At 62.9% G+C, this 19,235-nt stretch carries 16 protein-coding genes; 8 read left to right on the top strand and 8 right to left on the bottom strand.

What is annotated here, in order from left to right; translation table 11 throughout:
* Positions 1-9 precede the first annotated feature (9 nt).
* From SB756_RS13200 to cmoB, 6 genes are all read left to right on the top strand, one after another.
* Positions 10-1,344 (top strand): carbohydrate porin, encoded by a 1,335-nt coding sequence (locus SB756_RS13200; protein ID WP_410910936.1) that lies wholly within the window; start codon positions 10-12, stop codon positions 1,342-1,344.
* A gap of 30 nt (positions 1,345-1,374) precedes the next feature.
* The gene (locus tag SB756_RS13195; protein ID WP_341796638.1) at positions 1,375-3,786 is read left to right on the top strand and encodes a glucose/quinate/shikimate family membrane-bound PQQ-dependent dehydrogenase; all 2,412 of its coding nucleotides are present in this window, start codon (positions 1,375-1,377) and stop codon (positions 3,784-3,786) included.
* A gap of 253 nt (positions 3,787-4,039) precedes the next feature.
* Positions 4,040-6,457, top strand: coding sequence for an endopeptidase La (gene lon, locus SB756_RS13190; RefSeq protein WP_410910935.1), 2,418 nt, complete (start codon positions 4,040-4,042; stop codon positions 6,455-6,457).
* Between the two features lie 109 nt (positions 6,458-6,566).
* Positions 6,567-6,959, top strand: a complete 393-nt coding sequence (locus tag SB756_RS13185) for a protease inhibitor I42 family protein (protein ID WP_016498183.1) — start codon at positions 6,567-6,569, stop codon at positions 6,957-6,959.
* A gap of 89 nt (positions 6,960-7,048) precedes the next feature.
* Positions 7,049-7,792, top strand: coding sequence for a carboxy-S-adenosyl-L-methionine synthase CmoA (cmoA, locus tag SB756_RS13180; protein ID WP_016498182.1), 744 nt, complete (start codon positions 7,049-7,051; stop codon positions 7,790-7,792).
* Complete coding sequence (cmoB, locus tag SB756_RS13175; RefSeq protein WP_049276343.1) at positions 7,789-8,745, top strand: tRNA 5-methoxyuridine(34)/uridine 5-oxyacetic acid(34) synthase CmoB; 957 nt, start codon at positions 7,789-7,791, stop codon at positions 8,743-8,745. Before cmoA ends, cmoB begins: the two co-directional genes overlap by 4 nt.
* Positions 8,746-8,816: 71 nt before the next feature.
* Here the strand turns inward: cmoB and SB756_RS13170 are convergent, their stop codons facing one another.
* Positions 8,817-9,020 carry a hypothetical protein gene (locus SB756_RS13170; protein WP_003252072.1) on the bottom strand — a complete coding sequence of 68 codons (204 nt, stop codon included), beginning with the start codon at positions 9,018-9,020 and terminating at the stop codon, positions 8,817-8,819.
* Positions 9,021-9,341: 321 nt separating this feature from the next.
* Here SB756_RS13170 and SB756_RS13165 point away from each other — a divergent pair, with 321 nt between their 5' ends.
* Positions 9,342-10,016: a heavy metal response regulator transcription factor gene (locus tag SB756_RS13165; protein WP_410910934.1), complete on the top strand. Its 675-nt coding sequence runs from the start codon at positions 9,342-9,344 to the stop codon at positions 10,014-10,016.
* The gene (locus SB756_RS13160) at positions 10,013-11,395 is read left to right on the top strand and encodes a heavy metal sensor histidine kinase (RefSeq protein WP_410910933.1); all 1,383 of its coding nucleotides are present in this window, start codon (positions 10,013-10,015) and stop codon (positions 11,393-11,395) included. Before SB756_RS13165 ends, SB756_RS13160 begins: the two co-directional genes overlap by 4 nt.
* Before the next feature lie 128 nt (positions 11,396-11,523).
* Here the strand turns inward: SB756_RS13160 and pdxJ are convergent, their stop codons facing one another.
* From pdxJ to SB756_RS13125, 7 genes are all read right to left on the bottom strand, one after another.
* Entirely contained in the window at positions 11,524-12,246 is a 723-nt protein-coding gene (gene pdxJ, locus SB756_RS13155) for a pyridoxine 5'-phosphate synthase (protein WP_410910968.1), read from the bottom strand.
* A gap of 61 nt (positions 12,247-12,307) precedes the next feature.
* Entirely contained in the window at positions 12,308-12,991 is a 684-nt protein-coding gene (recO, locus tag SB756_RS13150) for a DNA repair protein RecO (protein ID WP_410910932.1), read from the bottom strand.
* Between the two features lie 156 nt (positions 12,992-13,147).
* Entirely contained in the window at positions 13,148-14,050 is a 903-nt protein-coding gene (gene era, locus SB756_RS13145; protein WP_264360582.1) for a GTPase Era, read from the bottom strand.
* Positions 14,043-14,732 carry a ribonuclease III gene (gene rnc, locus SB756_RS13140; RefSeq protein ID WP_016488825.1) on the bottom strand — a complete coding sequence of 230 codons (690 nt, stop codon included), beginning with the start codon at positions 14,730-14,732 and terminating at the stop codon, positions 14,043-14,045. The genes era and rnc overlap by 8 nt, the downstream gene beginning before the upstream one ends.
* Positions 14,733-14,893: 161 nt before the next feature.
* A complete protein-coding gene (gene lepB / locus SB756_RS13135) occupies positions 14,894-15,748 on the bottom strand; it encodes a signal peptidase I (protein WP_049276347.1) in 855 nt (284 codons plus the stop codon).
* 5 nt (positions 15,749-15,753) lie between these two features.
* Complete coding sequence (gene lepA / locus SB756_RS13130; protein ID WP_016498174.1) at positions 15,754-17,553, bottom strand: translation elongation factor 4; 1,800 nt, start codon at positions 17,551-17,553, stop codon at positions 15,754-15,756.
* Positions 17,554-17,735: 182 nt separating this feature from the next.
* The gene (locus SB756_RS13125; RefSeq protein WP_410910967.1) at positions 17,736-19,136 is read right to left on the bottom strand and encodes a DegQ family serine endoprotease; all 1,401 of its coding nucleotides are present in this window, start codon (positions 19,134-19,136) and stop codon (positions 17,736-17,738) included.
* Positions 19,137-19,235: the final 99 nt, after the last annotated feature.

Here is a 19,235-nt window from a genome sequence, read left to right as displayed (position 1 = left end):
CGCTATCTCATGCTCCAACTGCCCAAAACCTGTTACATCGGCCTTGCCCTCAGCGCTTTGGCGATACCCGCCGCCGCCAGCGAAATGTTTGCCAGCGACTCCCCATGGATGCTCGGCGACTGGGGCGGCACCCGCAGCGAATTGCTGGAAAAAGGCTACGAGTTCACCCTCGGCTACACCGGGGAGATGGGCAGCAACCTGCACGGTGGCTACGACCACGACCGTACCGCGCGCTACAGCGACCAGTTCACCTTTGGCAGCCACCTGGACCTGAACAGGATCCTTGGCTGGCAAGACGCCGAATTCCAGCTGACCATCACCGAGCGCCACGGCGACAACATCAGCAACGACCGCATCAACGATCCCCGCGTTGGCGGTTTCACCTCGGCCCAGGAAGTCTGGGGCCGGGGCGAAACCTGGCGGCTGACGCAGATGTGGATCAAGCAGAAGTACTTCGATGGCGCGCTGGACGTGAAATTCGGCCGCTTCGGCGAAGGCGAGGACTTCAACAGCTTCCCTTGCGACTTCCAGAACCTGGCCTTCTGCGGCTCGCAGGTGGGCAACTGGGTGGGTGGCATCTGGTACAACTGGCCGGTCAGCCAGTGGGCCCTGCGCGTGCGCTACAACCTCAGCGACGAGCTTTACACCCAGGTCGGCGTGTTCGAGCAGAACCCCTCCAACCTGGAAACCGGCAACGGCTTCAAGCTCAGCGGCAGCGGCACCCAGGGCGCGGTAATGCCGATCGAACTGGTATGGACACCACGCATCCAAGGCCTGAAAGGGGAATATCGCGCCGGCTACTACTACAGTAATGCCAAGGCACAGGATGTTCTCAAGGACAGCAACGGCCAGCCGGCCGCCGTCAGCGGCGCCGCCTACCGCAGCAGTTCGAGCAAGCACGGCATGTGGCTCGGCGCCCAGCAGCAGGTAACTTCGCTGGCCTCCGACCAGTCGCGTGGCCTGAGCCTGTTCGCCAACGCCACGGTGCATGACAAGAAGACCAATGCCATTGACAACTATGTGCAGGCAGGACTGGTATACAAAGGGCCTCTCGACGCCCGCGCCAAGGACGACATCGGTTTCGCCCTCGCCCGCGTGCACGTCAACCCTGCCTACCGCAAAAACGCCCGCCTGGCCAACCAGGCCGCCGGCCTCTACGACTACGACAACCCCGGTTTCCTGCCCGTGCAGGACACCGAGTACAGCGCCGAGCTGTACTACGGCATCCATTTGGCCGACTGGCTCACGGTGCGCCCCAACCTGCAGTACATCCGCCACCCGGGCGGGGTGTCGCAGGTGGATGGCGCCCTGGTCGGCGGCCTGAAGATCCAGAGCAGTTTCTAACCCCCTTTTTGACCTGACGGAGAACCTACGATGAGCACTGAAGGTGCCAACCAAGGAAGCCGCTGGCTACCTCGCCTGATCGGCGCGCTGCTGTTGCTGATGGGCCTGGCCCTGCTGGCCGGCGGTATCAAGCTGAGCCAGCTGGGCGGATCGCTGTACTACCTGATCGCCGGTATCGGCTTTGCGCTTTCGGGCATCCTGCTGCTGGCCCAGCGCCGCATTGCCTTGGGCCTGTACGGCCTGGTGCTGCTGGGCAGCACCGTGTGGGCCCTGCTTGAAGTGGGCCTGGACTGGTGGCAACTGGTGCCACGCCTGGCCATCTGGTTTGCCATCGGCGTGGTGCTGTTGCTGCCGTGGGCACGTCGCCCGTTGACCGGCCCGGCCAGCAAGGCCAACACTGCACTGCTGGGCGTTGCCGTGGTTGCTTCGGGCGCATGTGCCCTGGGCAGCCAGTTCACCCACCCCGGCGAAGTGTTCGGCGAACTGGGCCGCGAAAGCAGCGAAATGGCCAGCGCCGCCCCGGCCATGCCTGACGGCGAGTGGCAGGCCTACGGCCGCACCGAGCATGGCGACCGCTATTCGCCGCTGCGCCAGATCACCCCGCAGAATGCCTACCGCCTGGAAGAAGCCTGGCGCATTCAAACCGGTGACCTGCCGACCGAAAACGACCCGGTGGAGCTGACCAACCAGAACACCCCGCTGAAGGTCAACGGCATGCTCTACGCCTGTACCGCACACAGCCGCCTGCTGGCCCTGGACCCGGACACCGGCGCGGAAATCTGGCGCTACGACCCGCAAGTCAAGAGCCCGACCGGCACCTTCAAAGGCTTTGCCCACATGACTTGCCGTGGCGTTTCGTACTATGACGAAAACCGCTATGTCAGCCGCGACGGCAGCCCGGCGCCGAAAATTACCGACGCAGGCCAAGCCGTGGCACAGGCCTGCCCGCGCCGCCTGTATCTGCCTACCGCAGATGCCCGCCTGATTGCCATCAACGCCGACAACGGCAAGGTGTGCGAAGGTTTCGCCAACCAGGGCGTAATCGACCTCACCACCGGCATCGGCCCATTCACCGCCGGCGGCTACTACTCCACCTCGCCTGCCGCTGTCACCCGTGACCTGGTGATCATCGGTGGCCATGTCACCGACAACGAGTCGACCAACGAGCCGTCGGGCGTGATCCGCGCCTACGATGTGCACGACGGCCACCTGGTGTGGAACTGGGACAGCAACAACCCGGAAGACACCAAGCCGTTGGCCCCAGGCAAGATGTACAGCCGCAACTCGGCCAACATGTGGTCGATTGCCAGCGTCGACGAAGACCTGGGCATGATCTACCTGCCGCTGGGCAACCAGACCCCGGACCAGTGGGGCGCCGACCGTACCCCGGGCGCCGAGAAGTACAGCGCCGGCGTGGTCGCCCTGGACCTGGCCACCGGCAAGGCCCGCTGGAACTACCAGTTCACCCACCACGACCTGTGGGACATGGACGTCGGCAGCCAGCCGACCCTGGTCCACCTGAAGACTGACGATGGCGTGAAACCTGCGATCATCGTGCCGACCAAGCAAGGTAGCCTGTACGTGCTCGACCGCCGCGACGGTACGCCGATCGTGCCGATCCGCGAAATCCCCACCCCGCAAGGCGCAGTGAAGGGCGACCACACCTCGCCGACCCAGGCGCGCTCCGACCTCAATCTGCTCGGCCCTGAGCTGACCGAACAGGCCATGTGGGGCGCCACGCCGTTCGACCAGATGCTGTGCCGCATCCAGTTCCGCGAACTGCGCTACGAAGGCCAGTACACCCCGCCATCCGAGCAGGGTTCGCTGATCTATCCGGGCAACGTGGGGGTCTTCAACTGGGGCAGCGTGTCGGTCGACCCGGTGCGCCAACTGCTGTTCACCTCGCCCAACTACATGGCCTTCGTGTCGAAGATGGTGCCGCGCGAGCAGGTCGCCGAAGGCAGCAAGCGCGAAAGCGAGACCAGCGGCGTGCAGCCCAATACTGGCGCGCCGTACGCGGTGACCATGCACCCGTTCATGTCGCCGCTGGGCGTACCGTGCCAGGCCCCGGCCTGGGGCTATGTCGCCGCCATCGACCTGTTCACCAACAAGGTGGTGTGGAAGCACAAGAACGGCACCACCCGCGACAGCACCCCGGTACCGATCGGCCTGCCGGTTGGCGTGCCGAGCATGGGCGGTTCGATCGTTACCGCAGGCGGCGTCGGCTTCCTCAGCGGCACCCTCGACCAGTACCTGCGTGCTTATGACGTGAACAACGGCAAGGAATTGTGGAGTGCTCGCCTGCCAGCGGGTGGCCAGGCCACGCCGATGACCTACACCGGCAAGGATGGCAAGCAGTATGTGCTGGTGACTGCTGGCGGCCATGGCTCGCTGGGCACCAAAATGGGCGATTACATCATCGCTTACAAATTGGCTGAGTAAGTTACTGACTTAAGTATCGAGCCCTGCTTGCAGGGCTCATTCCCCTGTACCGGCCTCATCGCCGGCAAGGCAGCTCCCACAGATATTCCACAGCCCTTGAAAATAGCGGGTTACCTGTGGGAGCTGGCTTGCCGGCGATGAGGCCGGGGCAGGCAAGCAAAGATGAAACCCCTGGGCTGCTGCCTTCATCTACCATTGAAACCCATTCCCCTGCGCCCCATCTAAGCACCATAGCCATTCACGCAGGTGCCCCATGAGCAACCAGCAGGATTTCCCGGAACACCCCGACGAAGACAGCGAAGTCGAGCACACCACTCCGGCCGAACCCGGCCATGCCCTCGCCCTGCCCGGCCAGAACCTGCCGGACAAGGTCTACGTGATCCCGATCCACAACCGACCGTTCTTCCCGGCCCAGGTACTGCCGGTCATCGTCAATGAAGAACCTTGGGCCGAAACCCTCGACCTGGTCGCCAAGTCTCCGGACCACTGTCTGGCGCTGTTCTTCATGGACACACCGGCGGAGGACCACCGCCATTTCGACACCTCGGCCCTGCCGCAGTACGGCACGCTGGTCAAGGTGCACCATGCCAGCCGCGAAAACGGCAAACTGCAGTTCGTCGCCCAGGGCCTGACCCGGGTACGCATCCGCAACTGGCTCAAGCACCACCGCCCACCCTACCTGGTCGAAGTTGAATACCCGCGCCAGCCCGCCGAGCCGACTGACGAGGTCAAGGCCTACGGCATGGCCCTGATCAACGCGATCAAGGAACTGCTGCCGCTCAACCCGCTGTACAGCGAAGAGCTGAAGAACTACCTCAACCGCTTCAGCCCCAACGACCCCTCACCGCTCACCGACTTCGCTGCCGCGCTGACTTCGGCCACCGGCAACCAGTTGCAGGAAGTACTCGACTGCGTGCCCATGCTCAAGCGCATGGAAAAGGTCCTGCCGATGCTGCGCAAAGAGGTGGAAGTCGCGCGCCTGCAGAACGAGATCTCGGCCGAGGTGAACCGGCAGATCGGCGAACACCAGCGCGAGTTCTTCCTCAAAGAGCAACTCAAGGTCATCCAGCAGGAGCTGGGCCTGACCAAAGACGACCGCAGCGCCGACCTTGAACAGTTCGAACAGCGCCTGGAAGGCAAGACCCTGCCGCCCCAGGCACGCAAGCGCCTGGATGAAGAGATGGGCAAACTGGCCATTCTCGAAACCGGTTCGCCCGAGTACGCCGTCACCCGCAACTACCTCGAATGGGCCACCGCCCTGCCGTGGGGCTGGTACGGCAAGGACAAGCTCGACCTCAAGCATGCGCGCAAAGTGCTCGACCAGCATCATGCCGGCCTCGACGACATCAAGGAACGCATTATCGAATTCCTCGCCGTGGGCGCCTGGAAAGGCGAAATCAGTGGCTCGATCGTGCTGCTGGTGGGCCCGCCCGGGGTGGGCAAGACCAGCATCGGCAAGTCCATCGCCGAGTCGCTTGGCCGGCCGTTCTATCGCTTCAGCGTTGGCGGCATGCGTGACGAAGCCGAAATCAAGGGCCACCGCCGCACCTACATCGGCGCCCAGCCTGGCAAGCTGGTACAGGCCCTGAAAGACGTCGAAGTGATGAACCCGGTGATCATGCTCGACGAGATCGACAAGATGGGCCAGAGCTACCAGGGCGACCCGGCTTCCGCCTTGCTGGAAACCCTCGACCCGGAGCAGAACGTCGACTTCCTCGACCACTACCTCGACTTGCGCCTGGACCTGTCCAAAGTGCTGTTCGTGTGCACCGCCAACACCCTCGACTCGATCCCCGGGCCGTTGCTCGACCGCATGGAAGTGATCCGCCTGTCCGGCTACATCACCGAGGAAAAACTGGCCATTGCCAAGCGCCACCTGTGGCCAAAACAACTGGAAAAAGCGGGTGTTTCAAAGACCAGCCTGAGCATCAGCGACAGCGCCCTGCGCCTGGTGATCGAAGGCTATGCCCGCGAGGCGGGCGTGCGCCAGTTGGAGAAGCAACTGGGCAAGCTGGTGCGCAAGGCCGTGGTCAAGCTGCTGGAAACCCCCGAAGCCAAGCTGAAGATCGGCACCAAGGACCTGGAAGCCGCACTCGGCATGCCGGTGTTCCGCAGTGAGCAGGTACTGGCGGGCAAAGGCGTGATCACCGGCCTGGCCTGGACCAGCATGGGCGGCGCCACGTTGCCGATCGAGGCAACCCGCATCCACACCCTTAACCGCGGCTTCAAACTGACCGGCAAACTGGGTGACGTGATGAAAGAGTCGGCCGAAATTGCCTACAGCTACGTCAGCTCCAACCTCAAGCAGTTTGGCGGTGACCCTGGCTTCTTCAACGAAGCGTTCATCCACTTGCACGTTCCTGAAGGCGCCACGCCCAAGGACGGCCCGAGTGCCGGGGTCACCATGGCAAGTGCCCTGTTGTCGCTCGCCCGCGACCAGGCACCGAAGAAGGGCGTGGCCATGACGGGCGAGCTGACGCTCACCGGCCAGGTGCTGCCGATTGGCGGGGTGCGCGAGAAGGTGATTGCGGCGCGCCGGCAGAAGATCTTCGAACTGATCCTGCCGGAGCCTAACCGTGGCGACTTTGAAGAACTGCCGGACTACCTGCGCGAAGGCCTGACAGTGCATTTTGCCAAGCGCTTTGCCGACGTGGCCAAAGTCCTGTTCTAACCTGCACCGGCCACTTCGCGGCTTTGGCTTCGAAGTGGCCGGCACTGGCAACACAAAACTCGTCGATCATCGGTTATCCTCAGGTCATCGTCAGCCCCCCGGAGCCAACATGACCGCCCCTCGTCTGCTCGTTCCCCTGAGCTTCGCCCTGCTTTCTGCCTGCACGCAACACCCCACGCAGCCCGTAGAACTGGACGCCGAAAGTGAATGCCCAAAGCGCCTGCAGGTCGGTCAGATGCTGACCCTCACCCTGCCCAGCAACCCAACCACCGGCTACCGCTGGCTGGTACAGAACCCGGCACCCAACGTGCTGCAAAGCCTTGGCCCCGAGGTTTACAGCGCGCCGGAAGACGCCGGTATCGTCGGCAGCTCGGGTATTTCGACCTGGCGCTTCCAGGCCCGAGCTACCGGCGACGGCCAGCTGGTACTGGTCTACCAGCAACCCTGGGCTCCGGAAGTACGCCCGGTGCAGACCTTCGATTGCGCCATCCGGGTCAATTGAACGCACAGCGCTGGTCAGCCGACCATGCATCCAGGCTGCGGTTTGGCTAGAATGCGCCCCCTGCCTATCACCAGCCGCCTGGATTCGCCGTGAGCAAACAACCCGACCGCCTTTTCTCCCAACCTTTGGAGCAGGTGCCCGACTTCGTTTTCAACGAAGACGTGGTGCGCGTGTTCCCGGACATGATCAAGCGCTCGGTGCCCGGTTACCCAACCATCGTCGAAAACCTCGGCGTGCTGGCCGCCCGCTTCGCCCAGCCGCACACCGCGCTGTACGACCTGGGCGCCTCGCTGGGTGCAGTCACGCAGTCGTTGCGCCGCCACGTGCGCAGCGACGGCTGCCGGGTGATCGCGGTGGACAATTCTGCGGCCATGGTCGAGCGCTGCCGCCAGTACCTCACCGCCCAGGACTCGATGTTCCAGGAGTTGCTGCCGGTGGATGTGCTGGAAGCCGATATCCTCGCCCTGCCCTTCGAGCCCGCCTCGGTAGTGGCGATGAACTTCACCCTGCAGTTCATCGCCCCCGACCAGCGCCTGGAACTGCTCGGGCGCATCCGCCAGGCACTGCTACCGGGTGGTGCGCTGATCCTTTCGGAGAAACTTCGCTTCGCCGATGAGCAAGCGCAGGACCTGCTCAATGAACTGCACCTGGATTTCAAGCGGGCCAATGGCTACAGCGAACTGGAAATCGCCCAGAAGCGCAGCGCCATCGAAAACGTGATGCGCCCCGACACGCTCGAAGCCCATCAAGAACGCCTGCGCGCCGCCGGCTTCTCCAAAGTGGTGCCCTGGTTCCAATGCCTTAACTTCGCCTCGTTGATAGCCCTGCCATGATTGATCTTTCCCCCCTCGTCCGCCGCCTGGCGGGCACGCCCCTGGCTTCCTGGTCACAAGGCCTGCAAGCGCAACTGGAAGCCAAGCTGGAGAAAGGCCACGGCGACCTCGACCGCTGGCGCGGTGCGCTCGACGCCCTGCCTGCCCTGAAACCCAGTGAAATCGACCTGGTCAACGGGCTGCGCCTGGACTGCGACTGCGACGACGCTACCCGCGCGCAGATGCGTCAGGCACTGATGGGCCTGTCGCCGTGGCGAAAAGGGCCGTTCGATCTGTTTGGCGTGCACGTAGACACCGAATGGCATTCGGACTGGAAATGGTCGCGGGTAGGCCCGCACCTGGACCTGAAGGGCAAACGCGTGCTCGACGTCGGCTGTGGCAACGGCTACTACCAGTGGCGCATGCTCGGTGCCGGCGCCGAGATGGTGATCGGAGTCGACCCCAACTGGTTGTTCTTCTGCCAGTTCCAGGCCGTACAGCAGTACCTGCCGGAGCTGCCGGCCTGGCACCTGCCCTTCGCCCTGGAAGAACTGCCTGCCAATCTGGAAGGCTTCGACACCGTGTTTTCCATGGGCGTGTTCTATCACCGCCGCTCCCCCATCGAGCACCTGCTGGCGCTCAAGGACTGCCTGGTCAAAGGGGGCGAGCTGGTTCTGGAAACCTTGGTGATCGAGGGCGATGAAAACCAGGTGCTAGTCCCTGAGGACCGCTACGCGCAGATGCGCAACGTCTGGTACCTGCCGTCGGTACCCGCCCTGGCGCGCTGGTTGCGCCGTGCCGGCTTCAGCGATGTGCGTTGCGTCGATGTGAGCGTGACCAGCGTCGAGGAGCAGCGCAGCACCGAGTGGATGCGCTACCAGTCGCTGGGCGACTTCCTCGACCCGAACGACCACAGCAAGACCATCGAAGGCCTGCCTGCCCCACGCCGCGCCACCCTGCTGGCGCGCAAATAAAAGAAGGCGCCCGGTTGGGCGCCTGAATACACCTGCGCCAAGGAGCTGTCGCGGCGCAGGTGTTTGTTACCTCAATCCTTGGCCACCTCGCGGGCCTTCTCTTGCGCTTTGCGCTCACGTTCTGCAACGGCCTGTTGCTTGTCGCCGTGCAGGCGCTGCTGGTCTTCGCGGAACGCTTGCCAGAACTGCTTCGAACGCTCCGCGCCGCCCTCGGCATAAACACTGGCACTGCCCAAGGCAAGGGTGGCCAACAGCAGGTATTTGGTCAGGTTCATCGTGTTTGCCTCGTGATAACCGATCAGATGCGGCCATCCTAGCCAGGGGCGGCTAACAGCAAGGTGAGGCGGGGATTACAGTCCTGCAATGTGGCCTTGTGTTGCCTGTCGGGGCCTCTTCGCAGCACAAGGCTGCTCCTACAGGATCTGTGGGAGGGGGTTTACCCGCGAAAGGGCCCTGACAGACAGCCAGATAACAGCAGGATTACAAATCCGTTATCTGCGCCGCAGCGCCATATGCATGCCGTAACATCCTGCTCCTTGACCCTGATGTCACTACAGGGTCGAGAATCGCCCCCCTTTCATCATATCGAGCCTCCCATGCGCCTACTGATCATCGAGGACGAACTGCGTACCGCCGATTACCTGCAACAGGGCCTGCGCGAAAACGGCTACGTGGTCGACTGCGCCCACACCGGCACCGACGGCCTGCACCTGGCCCGCCAACAGCCCTACGACCTGGTCATCCTCGACGTCAACCTGCCTGAAATCGATGGCTGGACCGTGCTGCAGCGGCTGCGTGCCGAATCGGCCACGCGCATCATGATGCTGACCGCCCATGGTCGCCTGGCCGACCGGGTCAAAGGCCTGGACCTGGGCGCCGATGACTACCTGCTCAAGCCCTTCGAATTCCCTGAACTTCTGGCGCGTATCCGCAGCCTGCTGCGCCGTAACGATCAGCAGCTGCAGCCCAGCACCCTGCGCGTCGCCGACCTGGAACTGGACCCCGGCCGCCACCGCGCCTACCGCGGCGGGCAGCGCATTGACCTGACCGCCAAGGAGTTCGCCCTGCTGCACCTGCTGATGCGCCAAAGTGGTGAAGTGCTTTCGCGCACCCAGATCATCTCGTTGGTATGGGACATGAATTTCGACTGCGACACCAACGTGGTCGAGGTTTCGATCCGTCGCCTGCGGGCGAAGATCGACGACCCGTTCGACAACAAGCTGATCCATACCCTGCGCGGCGTAGGCTATGTACTGGAGGCGCGCGCTTGAAAAACGCCAGCCTGTCACTGCGCCTGGGCCTGAGCGTGACACTGATGGGCGCCGCACTGGTGCTGCTGCTGGCCTGCCTGGCCGTGTTCGCCCTGGATCACGAACTGGACAGCCGCGCCCGCAAAGACCTGGCGCGCAAGATGCTGCAGGTTGAACACAACCTGCGCGTCGATCTGCGCAGCGAGGACTTGGGCACCCGCGCCCATCCGCTGCTCGACCTGGTAATGGGGCATGACAACCTCAGCCTCAGCGTACTGGCCCTGGACGGCCGCCACCCGCACCTGCTCAGCCTCGGCCCGGCCCTGGAGTCGCGGGTGAGCGAGTTGCACACCGATGCCCGCCTGGCCTTTCACGCATGGCGCGACAGCAGCGGCAACCAGTTCCTCAGCGTGACCCGGCTGATGCGCCTGCGCGACAACACGCCGGTGAAGGTGATGATGTCGCTCAACCGCGCCGACGACAACGCCCTGCTGCAGGCCTACCTGCATTCGACCTTGCTCGCCTTGCCACTGCTGCTGCTATTGATCGGTGCTGGCGCCTGGTGGCTGATGCAGCGCGGCCTGAAACCGCTGCGGCGCTTCCGGCGCATTGCCGGGCAAGTGTCGGCCCAGGACCTGCAACATCGCCTGCCGGCGACCGGCCTGCCGCAAGAACTGGCGCAACTGGCCAGCAGCATCAACGTGATGCTCGACCGCCTCGATCAGGGCGTGAGCCAGTTGTCGCAGTTCTCCGACGATCTGGCCCATGAGTTGCGTACCCCGTTGAGCAACCTGATGGGCAAGGCGCAAGTGACCCTGGCCCGTGAGCGGGACAACGCCAACTACCGGGAAGTGCTGGAAGACAGTATCGAGGAGCTGACCCGGCTCAACCGCATCATCAATGACATGCTGTTTCTTGCCCAGGTCAGCCAGCCGCAAACGCAGGTTGCATTGAAACCCTTGGCCTTGGCTGACGAGGCAGCGCGAGTTGTCGAGCTGTTTGCCTTCAGTGCCGAGGGGAAAGCAGTTGAGCTGCGTGTGCTGGGGTGGGGAACGGCGCTGGGGGATCGGCTGATGTTTCAGCGGGCGTTGTCGAACCTGTTGAGCAATGCCATCCGCCATAGCCCTGAGGGTGAGCGAGTCGAGTTGCGGATTAAACGTTCAGGCAGCGAAGTATGGCTTTCGGTAGAGAACCAGGGGCCCGGCATTGCTACAGAACACCAGTCGCGCCTGTTCGAGCGGTTTTACCGGGTGGGCCCGGGGCGTTCGCGGCTGGAGGGCGGAACCGGGTTGGGGTTGGCGATCGTGAAGTCGATCATGCAGCTGCATGGCGGGCGGGTCGAAGTGAACAGCAGCCCCTTGGGGCCTACCCGCTTCACTTTGGTGTTTGCTGCAGAGTAATTGGCTGCCAGCACCGGCCCTTTCGCGGGCTCGCCCGCTCCCATAGGGACTTCACAGGCCTTGAGGCTTATACAATCCCTGTGGGAGCGGCTTTACCCGCGAAAGGGCCAGAACAGGCAACCACCCTATCAGCGCGAAGCCGCCACGATCAGTGCCTTCATCTCGGCCACTGCGGCTTTGAAGCCTACAAACAAGGCATGCGCCACCAGCGCGTGGCCAATGTTCAGCTCATTGATGCCCTTGATCGCCGCCACCGCCTCGACGTTGTGGTAATGCAGCCCGTGGCCAGCATTGACGATCAGCCCCTGCCCCACGCCAAACGCCACGCCATCAACAATACGCTGCAACTCCTCGGCCACTTCGGTCGGGGTTTCGGCGTCGGCATAACGCCCGGTATGCAGCTCGATGGCCGGCGCACCCACCCGGCGTGAGGCCTCGATCTGGCGCTCGTCAGCATCGATGAACAGCGACACTTCGGCACCGGTGCGGGCAAGGCGCTCCACGGCCGCCTTGACCCGTGCCTCCTGCCCCGCCACGTCCAGGCCACCTTCGGTAGTCAGTTCCTGACGGGTTTCAGGCACCAGGCAGATGTGCGCCGGGCGGATCTTCTCGGCAAAGGCCATCATCTCTTCGGTGACGCCCATTTCGAAGTTCATGCGCGTCTGCAGCACATCCTTGAGCAGCACCACGTCGCGTTCCTGGATGTGCCGACGGTCTTCGCGCAGGTGCACGGTGATGCCATCGGCGCCCGCTTCCTCGGCGTCCAGGGCAGCCTTGACAGGGTCAGGGTAACGCGTGCCCCGGGCTTGGCGCAGGGTCGCCACGTGGTCGATGTTTACGCCAAGAAGCATGCGGTTGCTGTGAGTCACGAAAGGCTCTCCTGAAGGTTGAGCCCCACAGCATACGTCGTGATCAGCGCTTGCGAAACAGTTCCCGGCTGACCAACGGTTTTGCGCCCAGGTGAACCGCCAGTGCCTGGCGCATCAGGCGCTTGGCCGCGAGCAAAGCGCCTGGAGTGCCCCAGTCGGCGTCGGCCAGGGCCAACAGCTCGATGCCGCGAAACAGGCCGGGTTGCACCAGTTCGACCCGCTCCAGGCCGGCATCCACACGCAAGCGGTACAGCCCGTCTGCGGCGATGGGTTGGTCGTTGACGTCATGATTCAAGGAGAACGCATAACCGAGTTCGTCCAGCAGCCGCCATTCGAACGAACGCAGCAGCGGCTCCAGCGGGCGCCCGGCGGCCAAGGCCTGCAAGGTCAGGGCGTAGTGCTCGAACAGGGCCGGGAACGGCGCTTCGGCGGGCAGCAGGCGCATGAGCAGTTCATTGAGGTACAACCCGCTGAACAGGGCATCGCCGTGCAGCCAGGCGGCGATGCCGGCGCTGTCCATCCGCCCGACATTCTTCAGCTCGCCACGCCCGCGCAGCTCCACCTCAAGCGGCACGAACGGCCGCACCAGGCTGCCGCCCTTGCCACGCGCACGCCGCAGTACAGCGCGCATGCGGCCCTGCGGCGTGAGGAAGTCCACCAGCGCGCTGGTTTCCTTGTAGGCACGGCTGTGCAGCACGTAGGCTGGCTGGCCGACAGTTTGTTCCATTAGCGTTCACCCAGCCCGTGGTTGTGGGAGCGGCCTCGTGTCGCGAATGGGCCGCAACGCGGCCCCCCGGATTTCAGCATTGCCGCCAAAATGGCTGGGGCTGCTTCGCAGCCCTTTCGCGACGCAAGGCCGCTCCTACAAGGGCCGCCTTGAGCCTTAGAGGTCGCCGTAGCCCAGCGAGCGCAGGGCGCGCTCGTCGTCGGACCAGCCGCCCTTCACCTTGACCCACAGGTTGAGCATGACCTTGGAGTCGAACAGCACTTCCATGTCCTTGCGCGCCTCGGAGCCGATGCGCTTGATGCGCTCGCCCTTGTCGCCAATGATGATTTTTTTCTGGCCGTCGCGCTCGACCAGGATCAGCGCGTGAATATGCAGCACATGGCCCTGCTGCTTGAATTCTTCAATTTCCACGGTGATCTGGTACGGAAGCTCGGCACCCAACTGGCGCATGATCTTCTCGCGCACCAGTTCGGCGGCCAGGAAGCGGCTGCTGCGGTCGGTGATCTGGTCTTCCGGGAAGAAGTGATCGTTCTCGGGCAGATACTTGGCGATCTGTGCTTCCAGCGCTTCGAGGTTGTGCCCCTGCTGCGCAGAAATAGGCATGACTTCGGCGTTTGGCAGTTGCTCCTGCAGCCACTGCAGGTGCGGGATCAGCTCGGCCTTCTCTTCCATGCGGTCGGTCTTGTTGACCGCGATGATCAGCGGGCCGGTCACATACTGCACACGCTCCAGCACCAGTTGGTCCTCGTCGGTCCACTTGGTGCGGTCGACCACGAAGATCACCACGTCGACGTCCTTCAGGGCCGCCGAGGCGTTGCGGTTCATGTAGCGGTTCAAGGCTTTGTCGTTGGCCTTGTGCATACCGGGGGTGTCGACGTAGATCGCCTGCACATCACCTTCGGTCTTGATGCCGAGCATGTTGTGGCGGGTGGTCTGCGGCTTGCGCGAAGTAATCGCCAGCTTCTGGCCCAGGATGTGGTTGAGCAAGGTCGACTTGCCCACGTTGGGGCGGCCGACAATGGCCACGTAGCCGCAGCGCGTCGGGTTGTTATCAGTCATTGCCATTCTCCACGCCCAGGGCGATCAGTGCGGACGCGGCAGCGACTTGCTCGGCAATACGCCGGCTAACGCCCTGACCACGACTTTTGTTGTTCAGCAGCACCACTTCGCATTCGACGAAGAAAGTACGGCAGTGCGGTTCACCCTGGATATCCACTACTTCGTAACGCGGCAGCTCACAGCTGCGCGATTGCAGGAATTCTTGCAGGCGGGTTTTCGGGTCCTTGTTGGTGTCGACCAGGGTCAGGCCTTCGAACTCGTCGGCCAGCCAGGCAAGGACGCGTTCCCGGGCCGTGTCCATGTCGGCGTCCAGGTAGATGGCACCGATCAGTGCCTCCAGGGCGTCGGCCAGGATCGACTCACGACGGAAACCGCCACTTTTGAGCTCACCCGAACCCAGGCGCAGGTATTCGCCCAGGTCGAAACCACGGGCCAGGCGGGCCAGGGTCTCGCCCTTGACCAAGCGCGCGCGCAAGCGCGACAGCTGGCCTTCGCGAGCCTGCGGGAAGCGCTCGAACAGCGCTTCGCCGGCGACGAAGTTGAGAATGGCGTCACCGAGAAACTCCAGGCGCTCGTTATTGCGCCCGGCGTAGCTGCGATGGGTCAGCGCCAGAAGCATCTGGTCCTGATTCTTGAAGGTATAACCGAGCTTTCGCTCCAGATGGGCAAGGGAAGCACTCATGCAACCACCCGTTTGTTGTTCAACGCGTTGTTCAAATCAACATCCTGAAAGACTGTTTGGCTGTGGCCCGCCGCCGTATGCGACGAATCTCCCGATCCCTGAGAACACAGCCTATGTCAGAAATGCATTCGGCGCTGTCTGCTGGACAGCGCCGATGGGTATCAATGGATCAGGCCGACCCGCGACAGGTTGGGCAGGTGGCTGAGCTTGGGCTCTGGCCAGCTCATCCACACCGCAAAGGCCTTGCCGACGATGTTCCGGTCCGGAACCATGCCGTGCAGTTCCTTGGGAATGTTCGGATCATCCCAGTAACGGCTGTCGTTGGAGTTGTCGCGGTTGTCGCCCATCATGAAGTAATGGCCTGCCGGCACGGTCCACTGCTGGTCCGGCGGCATGCGATAACGGCTCATTTCCTTGCGGATCAGGTGTTCGGCCTCGCCGAGCTTTTCCTTGTACAGCTCGGCGCTGCCCAAGGTGCCCGGTTCGGTGCCCACCAGTTGTTCGGCAATCGGCTGGCCGTTGACGAACAGCCGCTTGTCGTTGGTGTAGCGGATCTGGTCGCCCGGCAGGCCGACCACTCGCTTGATGTAATTGACGTTCGGGTCGCTCGGATAGCGGAACACCATTACATCACCGCGTTGCGGGTCACCCACCTCGATGACCTTCTTGTCGATCACCGGCAGGCGAATACCGTACGAGAACTTGTTCACCAGGATGAAGTCGCCCACTTCCAGGGTCGGTTTCATCGACCCCGAAGGGATCTGGAACGGCTCGACCAGGAATGAACGCAGCACCAACACGATGAACAGCACCGGAAAGAACGATTTACCGTACTCGACCAGCAACGGTTCCTTGTTCAGGCGCTCGACAACGGCCATCTCGGGCTGGCTGACGCTGCCCTGATAGTTGGCGATTGCCGCACGCCGGCGCGGGGCCAGGAACAGCAGGTCGATCAAGCCCAGCAGACCGCAGACAAAGACGGCGATGACTAGCAACAGCGGGAAATTTAGCGACATAGGACCTAGCTATCCAACCTGAGCACGGCGAGGAAGGCTTCTTGTGGAATTTCCACGTTGCCTACCTGTTTCATGCGTTTCTTACCGGCCTTCTGCTTCTCCAGCAGTTTCTTCTTACGGCTGACGTCACCACCGTAGCACTTGGCCAGTACGTTCTTTCTGAGCGCCTTGACGGTTGTCCGCGCGATGATCTGGCCGCCAATGGCTGCCTGGATCGCCACGTCGAACATCTGCCGAGGGATCAGTTCCTTCATCTTCTCGGTCAACGCACGGCCTTTGTAGGCCGCGTTGTCGCGGTGCACGATCAATGCCAGGGCATCGACCTTGTCGCCGTTGATCAGTACGTCCAGTTTGACCAGGTTGGCCGACTGGTAGCGATCAAAATGATAATCCAGCGAAGCATAGCCGCGGCTGGTGGACTTGAGACGGTCGAAGAAGTCCAGGACCACTTCGTTCATCGGCATGTCGTAACGCACCTGCACCTGGCTGCCGAGGAACTGCATGTCGCGCTGCACGCCACGCTTCTCGATGCACAGGGTGATGACGTTACCCAGGTGTTCCTGCGGCACCAGGATGGTCGCGGTGACGATCGGCTCGCGGAAGTCGGTCACAGCCGAGACATCCGGCAGTTTTGACGGGTTATCGACGATGATGGTTTCGCCGGTCTTCAGCTCGAGCTCGTAGATCACGCTCGGTGCGGTGGTAATCAGGTCCAGGTCGTATTCGCGCTCCAGGCGCTCCTGGATGATCTCCATGTGCAGCATGCCGAGGAAACCGCAACGGAAGCCGAAGCCCAGGGCGTCGGAGCTTTCCGGCATGTACTGCAGCGACGAGTCGTTGAGGGTGAGCTTCTGCAATGCGTCGCGGAAGTCTTCGAAGTCGTCGGAGCTGACCGGGAACAGGCCGGCGTAGACCTGCGGCTGGATTTTCTTGAAGCCCGCCAGCACTTCGACCTCGGGGGTCGAGGACAAGGTCAGGGTGTCACCCACCGGCGCACCGTGGATGTCTTTGATGCTGGCGATGATGAAGCCTACTTCGCCGGCTTTCAGATCAGCGGTCTGGGTATGTTTCGGGGTGAACACACCCACGCTGTCGACCAGGTGCACCTTGCCGGTGGACTTGACCAGAATCTTGTCGCCCTTCTTGACGCGGCCCTGACGCACACGCACCAGCGAGACCACGCCCAGGTAGTTGTCGAACCAGGAGTCGATGATCAGCGCCTGCAGGGGCGCGTCGATTTCGCCTACAGGCGCGGGGATGGTGTGCACCAGGCGCTCGAGCACCTCGTCTACGCCCATGCCGCTCTTGGCGCTACAGGCCACGGCGTCGGTGGCGTCGATGCCGATGATCTTCTCGATCTCGTCCTTGACGCGGTCCGGGTCGGCCTGGGGCAGGTCCATCTTGTTCAGGACCGGCATGACTTCCAGGCCCTGCTCGATGGCGGTGTAGCAGTTGGCAACGGACTGGGCTTCAACGCCTTGGCCAGCGTCCACCACCAGCAGTGCGCCTTCACAGGCCGCCAGCGAGCGCGAGACTTCGTAGGTGAAGTCGACGTGGCCGGGGGTGTCGATGAAGTTCAGCTGGTAGGTCTTGCCGTCTTGCGCCTTGTAGTGAAGCGTGACGCTGTGGGCTTTGATGGTAATCCCGCGTTCGCGCTCCAGGTCCATCGAATCAAGCACCTGGGCTTCCATTTCGCGCGCCGACAGGCCACCGCACATCTGGATGAAACGGTCGGCCAGCGTCGACTTGCCATGGTCGATGTGGGCGATGATGGAGAAATTGCGGATATGACTCAAATCACTCACGGGTCAACACTCGAAAAGGCTGCGAGCCGGGACGCCCGCCGAAAAATAGCCGGGAATTGTACCTCAAGCAGCAGGGATATGGGAGATTCCTCTATCGGGCTGTACCGCGCTTTGGCGCCCGCAATTGTGAATTTTCATGAAAAAGGGCAGCCGTAGCTGCCCTTTCCTGCCTGCAAAACCGCTTATTCAGCGAGCTTGAAGGTGATGAAGCTGGCACGCCCCTGACGCAGCACGCGCATGGACACCGAGCGGTTCTTCGGCAGTTCCTTGGCGATTTCGGTGAATTCCTTGGCCGAACCGATGGCCTGGTTGTTCAGGTGACTGATGACGTCACCCGGGCGCAGGCCGATCATCGCTGCCGGGCCATCCTGCACTTCCTTGATAACCACGCCGCCTTTGAGTTCGAGGGACTTTTTCTGCTCGGCGGTCAGGTCGGCCACCGAAACGCCCAGGCGGTTGCTGCTACGCTCGGCGCTGCCTTGGGCACCGGCACCGATGTCGGCATCGTCATCCGGCATCGCGCCGACACCCACATCCAGGGTCTGGCGCTTGCCGTTGCGGATGATCTCCAGCTTGGCCTTTTCGCCGTCCTTGAGGCTACCGACCAGGTGCGGCAGGTCGGCCGACATGACGATCGGCTGGCCGTTCATGCTCAGGATCACGTCACCCACCTGCAGGCCACCTTTGGCTGCCGGGCCGTCTTCCAGCACCTGGGCCACCAGCGCACCCGCCGGCTTGTCCAGGCCGAAGGATTCAGCCAGGTCCTTGTTGACCTCCTGAATCACCACGCCCAGCCAGCCGCGGCTGACCTTGCCGTCTTTCTTCAACTGGTTGGACACATCGATCGCCACATCGATCGGGATGGCGAACGACAGGCCCATGAAGCCGCCAGAACGGGTGAAGATCTGCGAGTTGATACCCACCACTTCGCCCTTCATGTTGAACAGCGGGCCGCCCGAGTTACCCGGGTTGATGGCCACGTCGGTCTGGATGAACGGCACATAGGTCTCGTTGGGCAGCGTGCGGCCCTTGGCGCTGACGATACCTTTGGTCACCGAATGGTCGAAGCCGAACGGCGAACCGATGGCCAGCACCCACTCGCCCACCTTGAGCTTCTCGGAATCACCCAGCTTCACGATCGGCAGGTTCTTGCCTTCGACCTTGAGCAGGGCCACGTCGGTGCGCGGGTCGGTGCCGACCAGCTTGGCCTGCAGCTCGCTGCGGTCCGACAGGCGGACAATGATTTCGTCGGCGTCGGCCACCACGTGGTTATTGGTCAGCACATAACCATCGCTGGAAATGATGAAGCCCGAACCGAGCGATTGCGCCTCACGCTGACGGTCGCCACGCGGCGAGGGCGGCTGCTGCGGCATGTTGCGCTCGAAGAATTCGCGGAACATCGGCGGCAGGCCTTCCAGGTCCGGCATCTGCCCAGCGGCAACGCGACGGTCCGGCAGCTTCTGCTTGGTACTGATGTTGACCACTGCCGGCGAGGCCTGCTCTACCAGCGTGGTGAAGTCGGGCAGGGCTTCCTCGGCCTGGGCGGTGAGCACCTGGCCGAGCATGAGCACGGCGGCGAACATCGATAGGTAGGATTTCAAGCGTGGTGTTGACATACGACTCCCGTCACAACGAGCGGTAGTTTAGAAAGGCCCCTGCACAAAGCAGGAAAGGCCAGACTC

The sequence above is a fragment of the Pseudomonas sp. SIMBA_068 genome (assembly GCF_046534705.1).
GTDB classification, from domain to species: Bacteria; Pseudomonadota; Gammaproteobacteria; order Pseudomonadales; family Pseudomonadaceae; genus Aquipseudomonas; species Aquipseudomonas putida.
The sequence above is the reverse complement of the archived record's forward strand: the minus strand, read 5'-3'. Positions and strand labels throughout refer to the sequence as shown.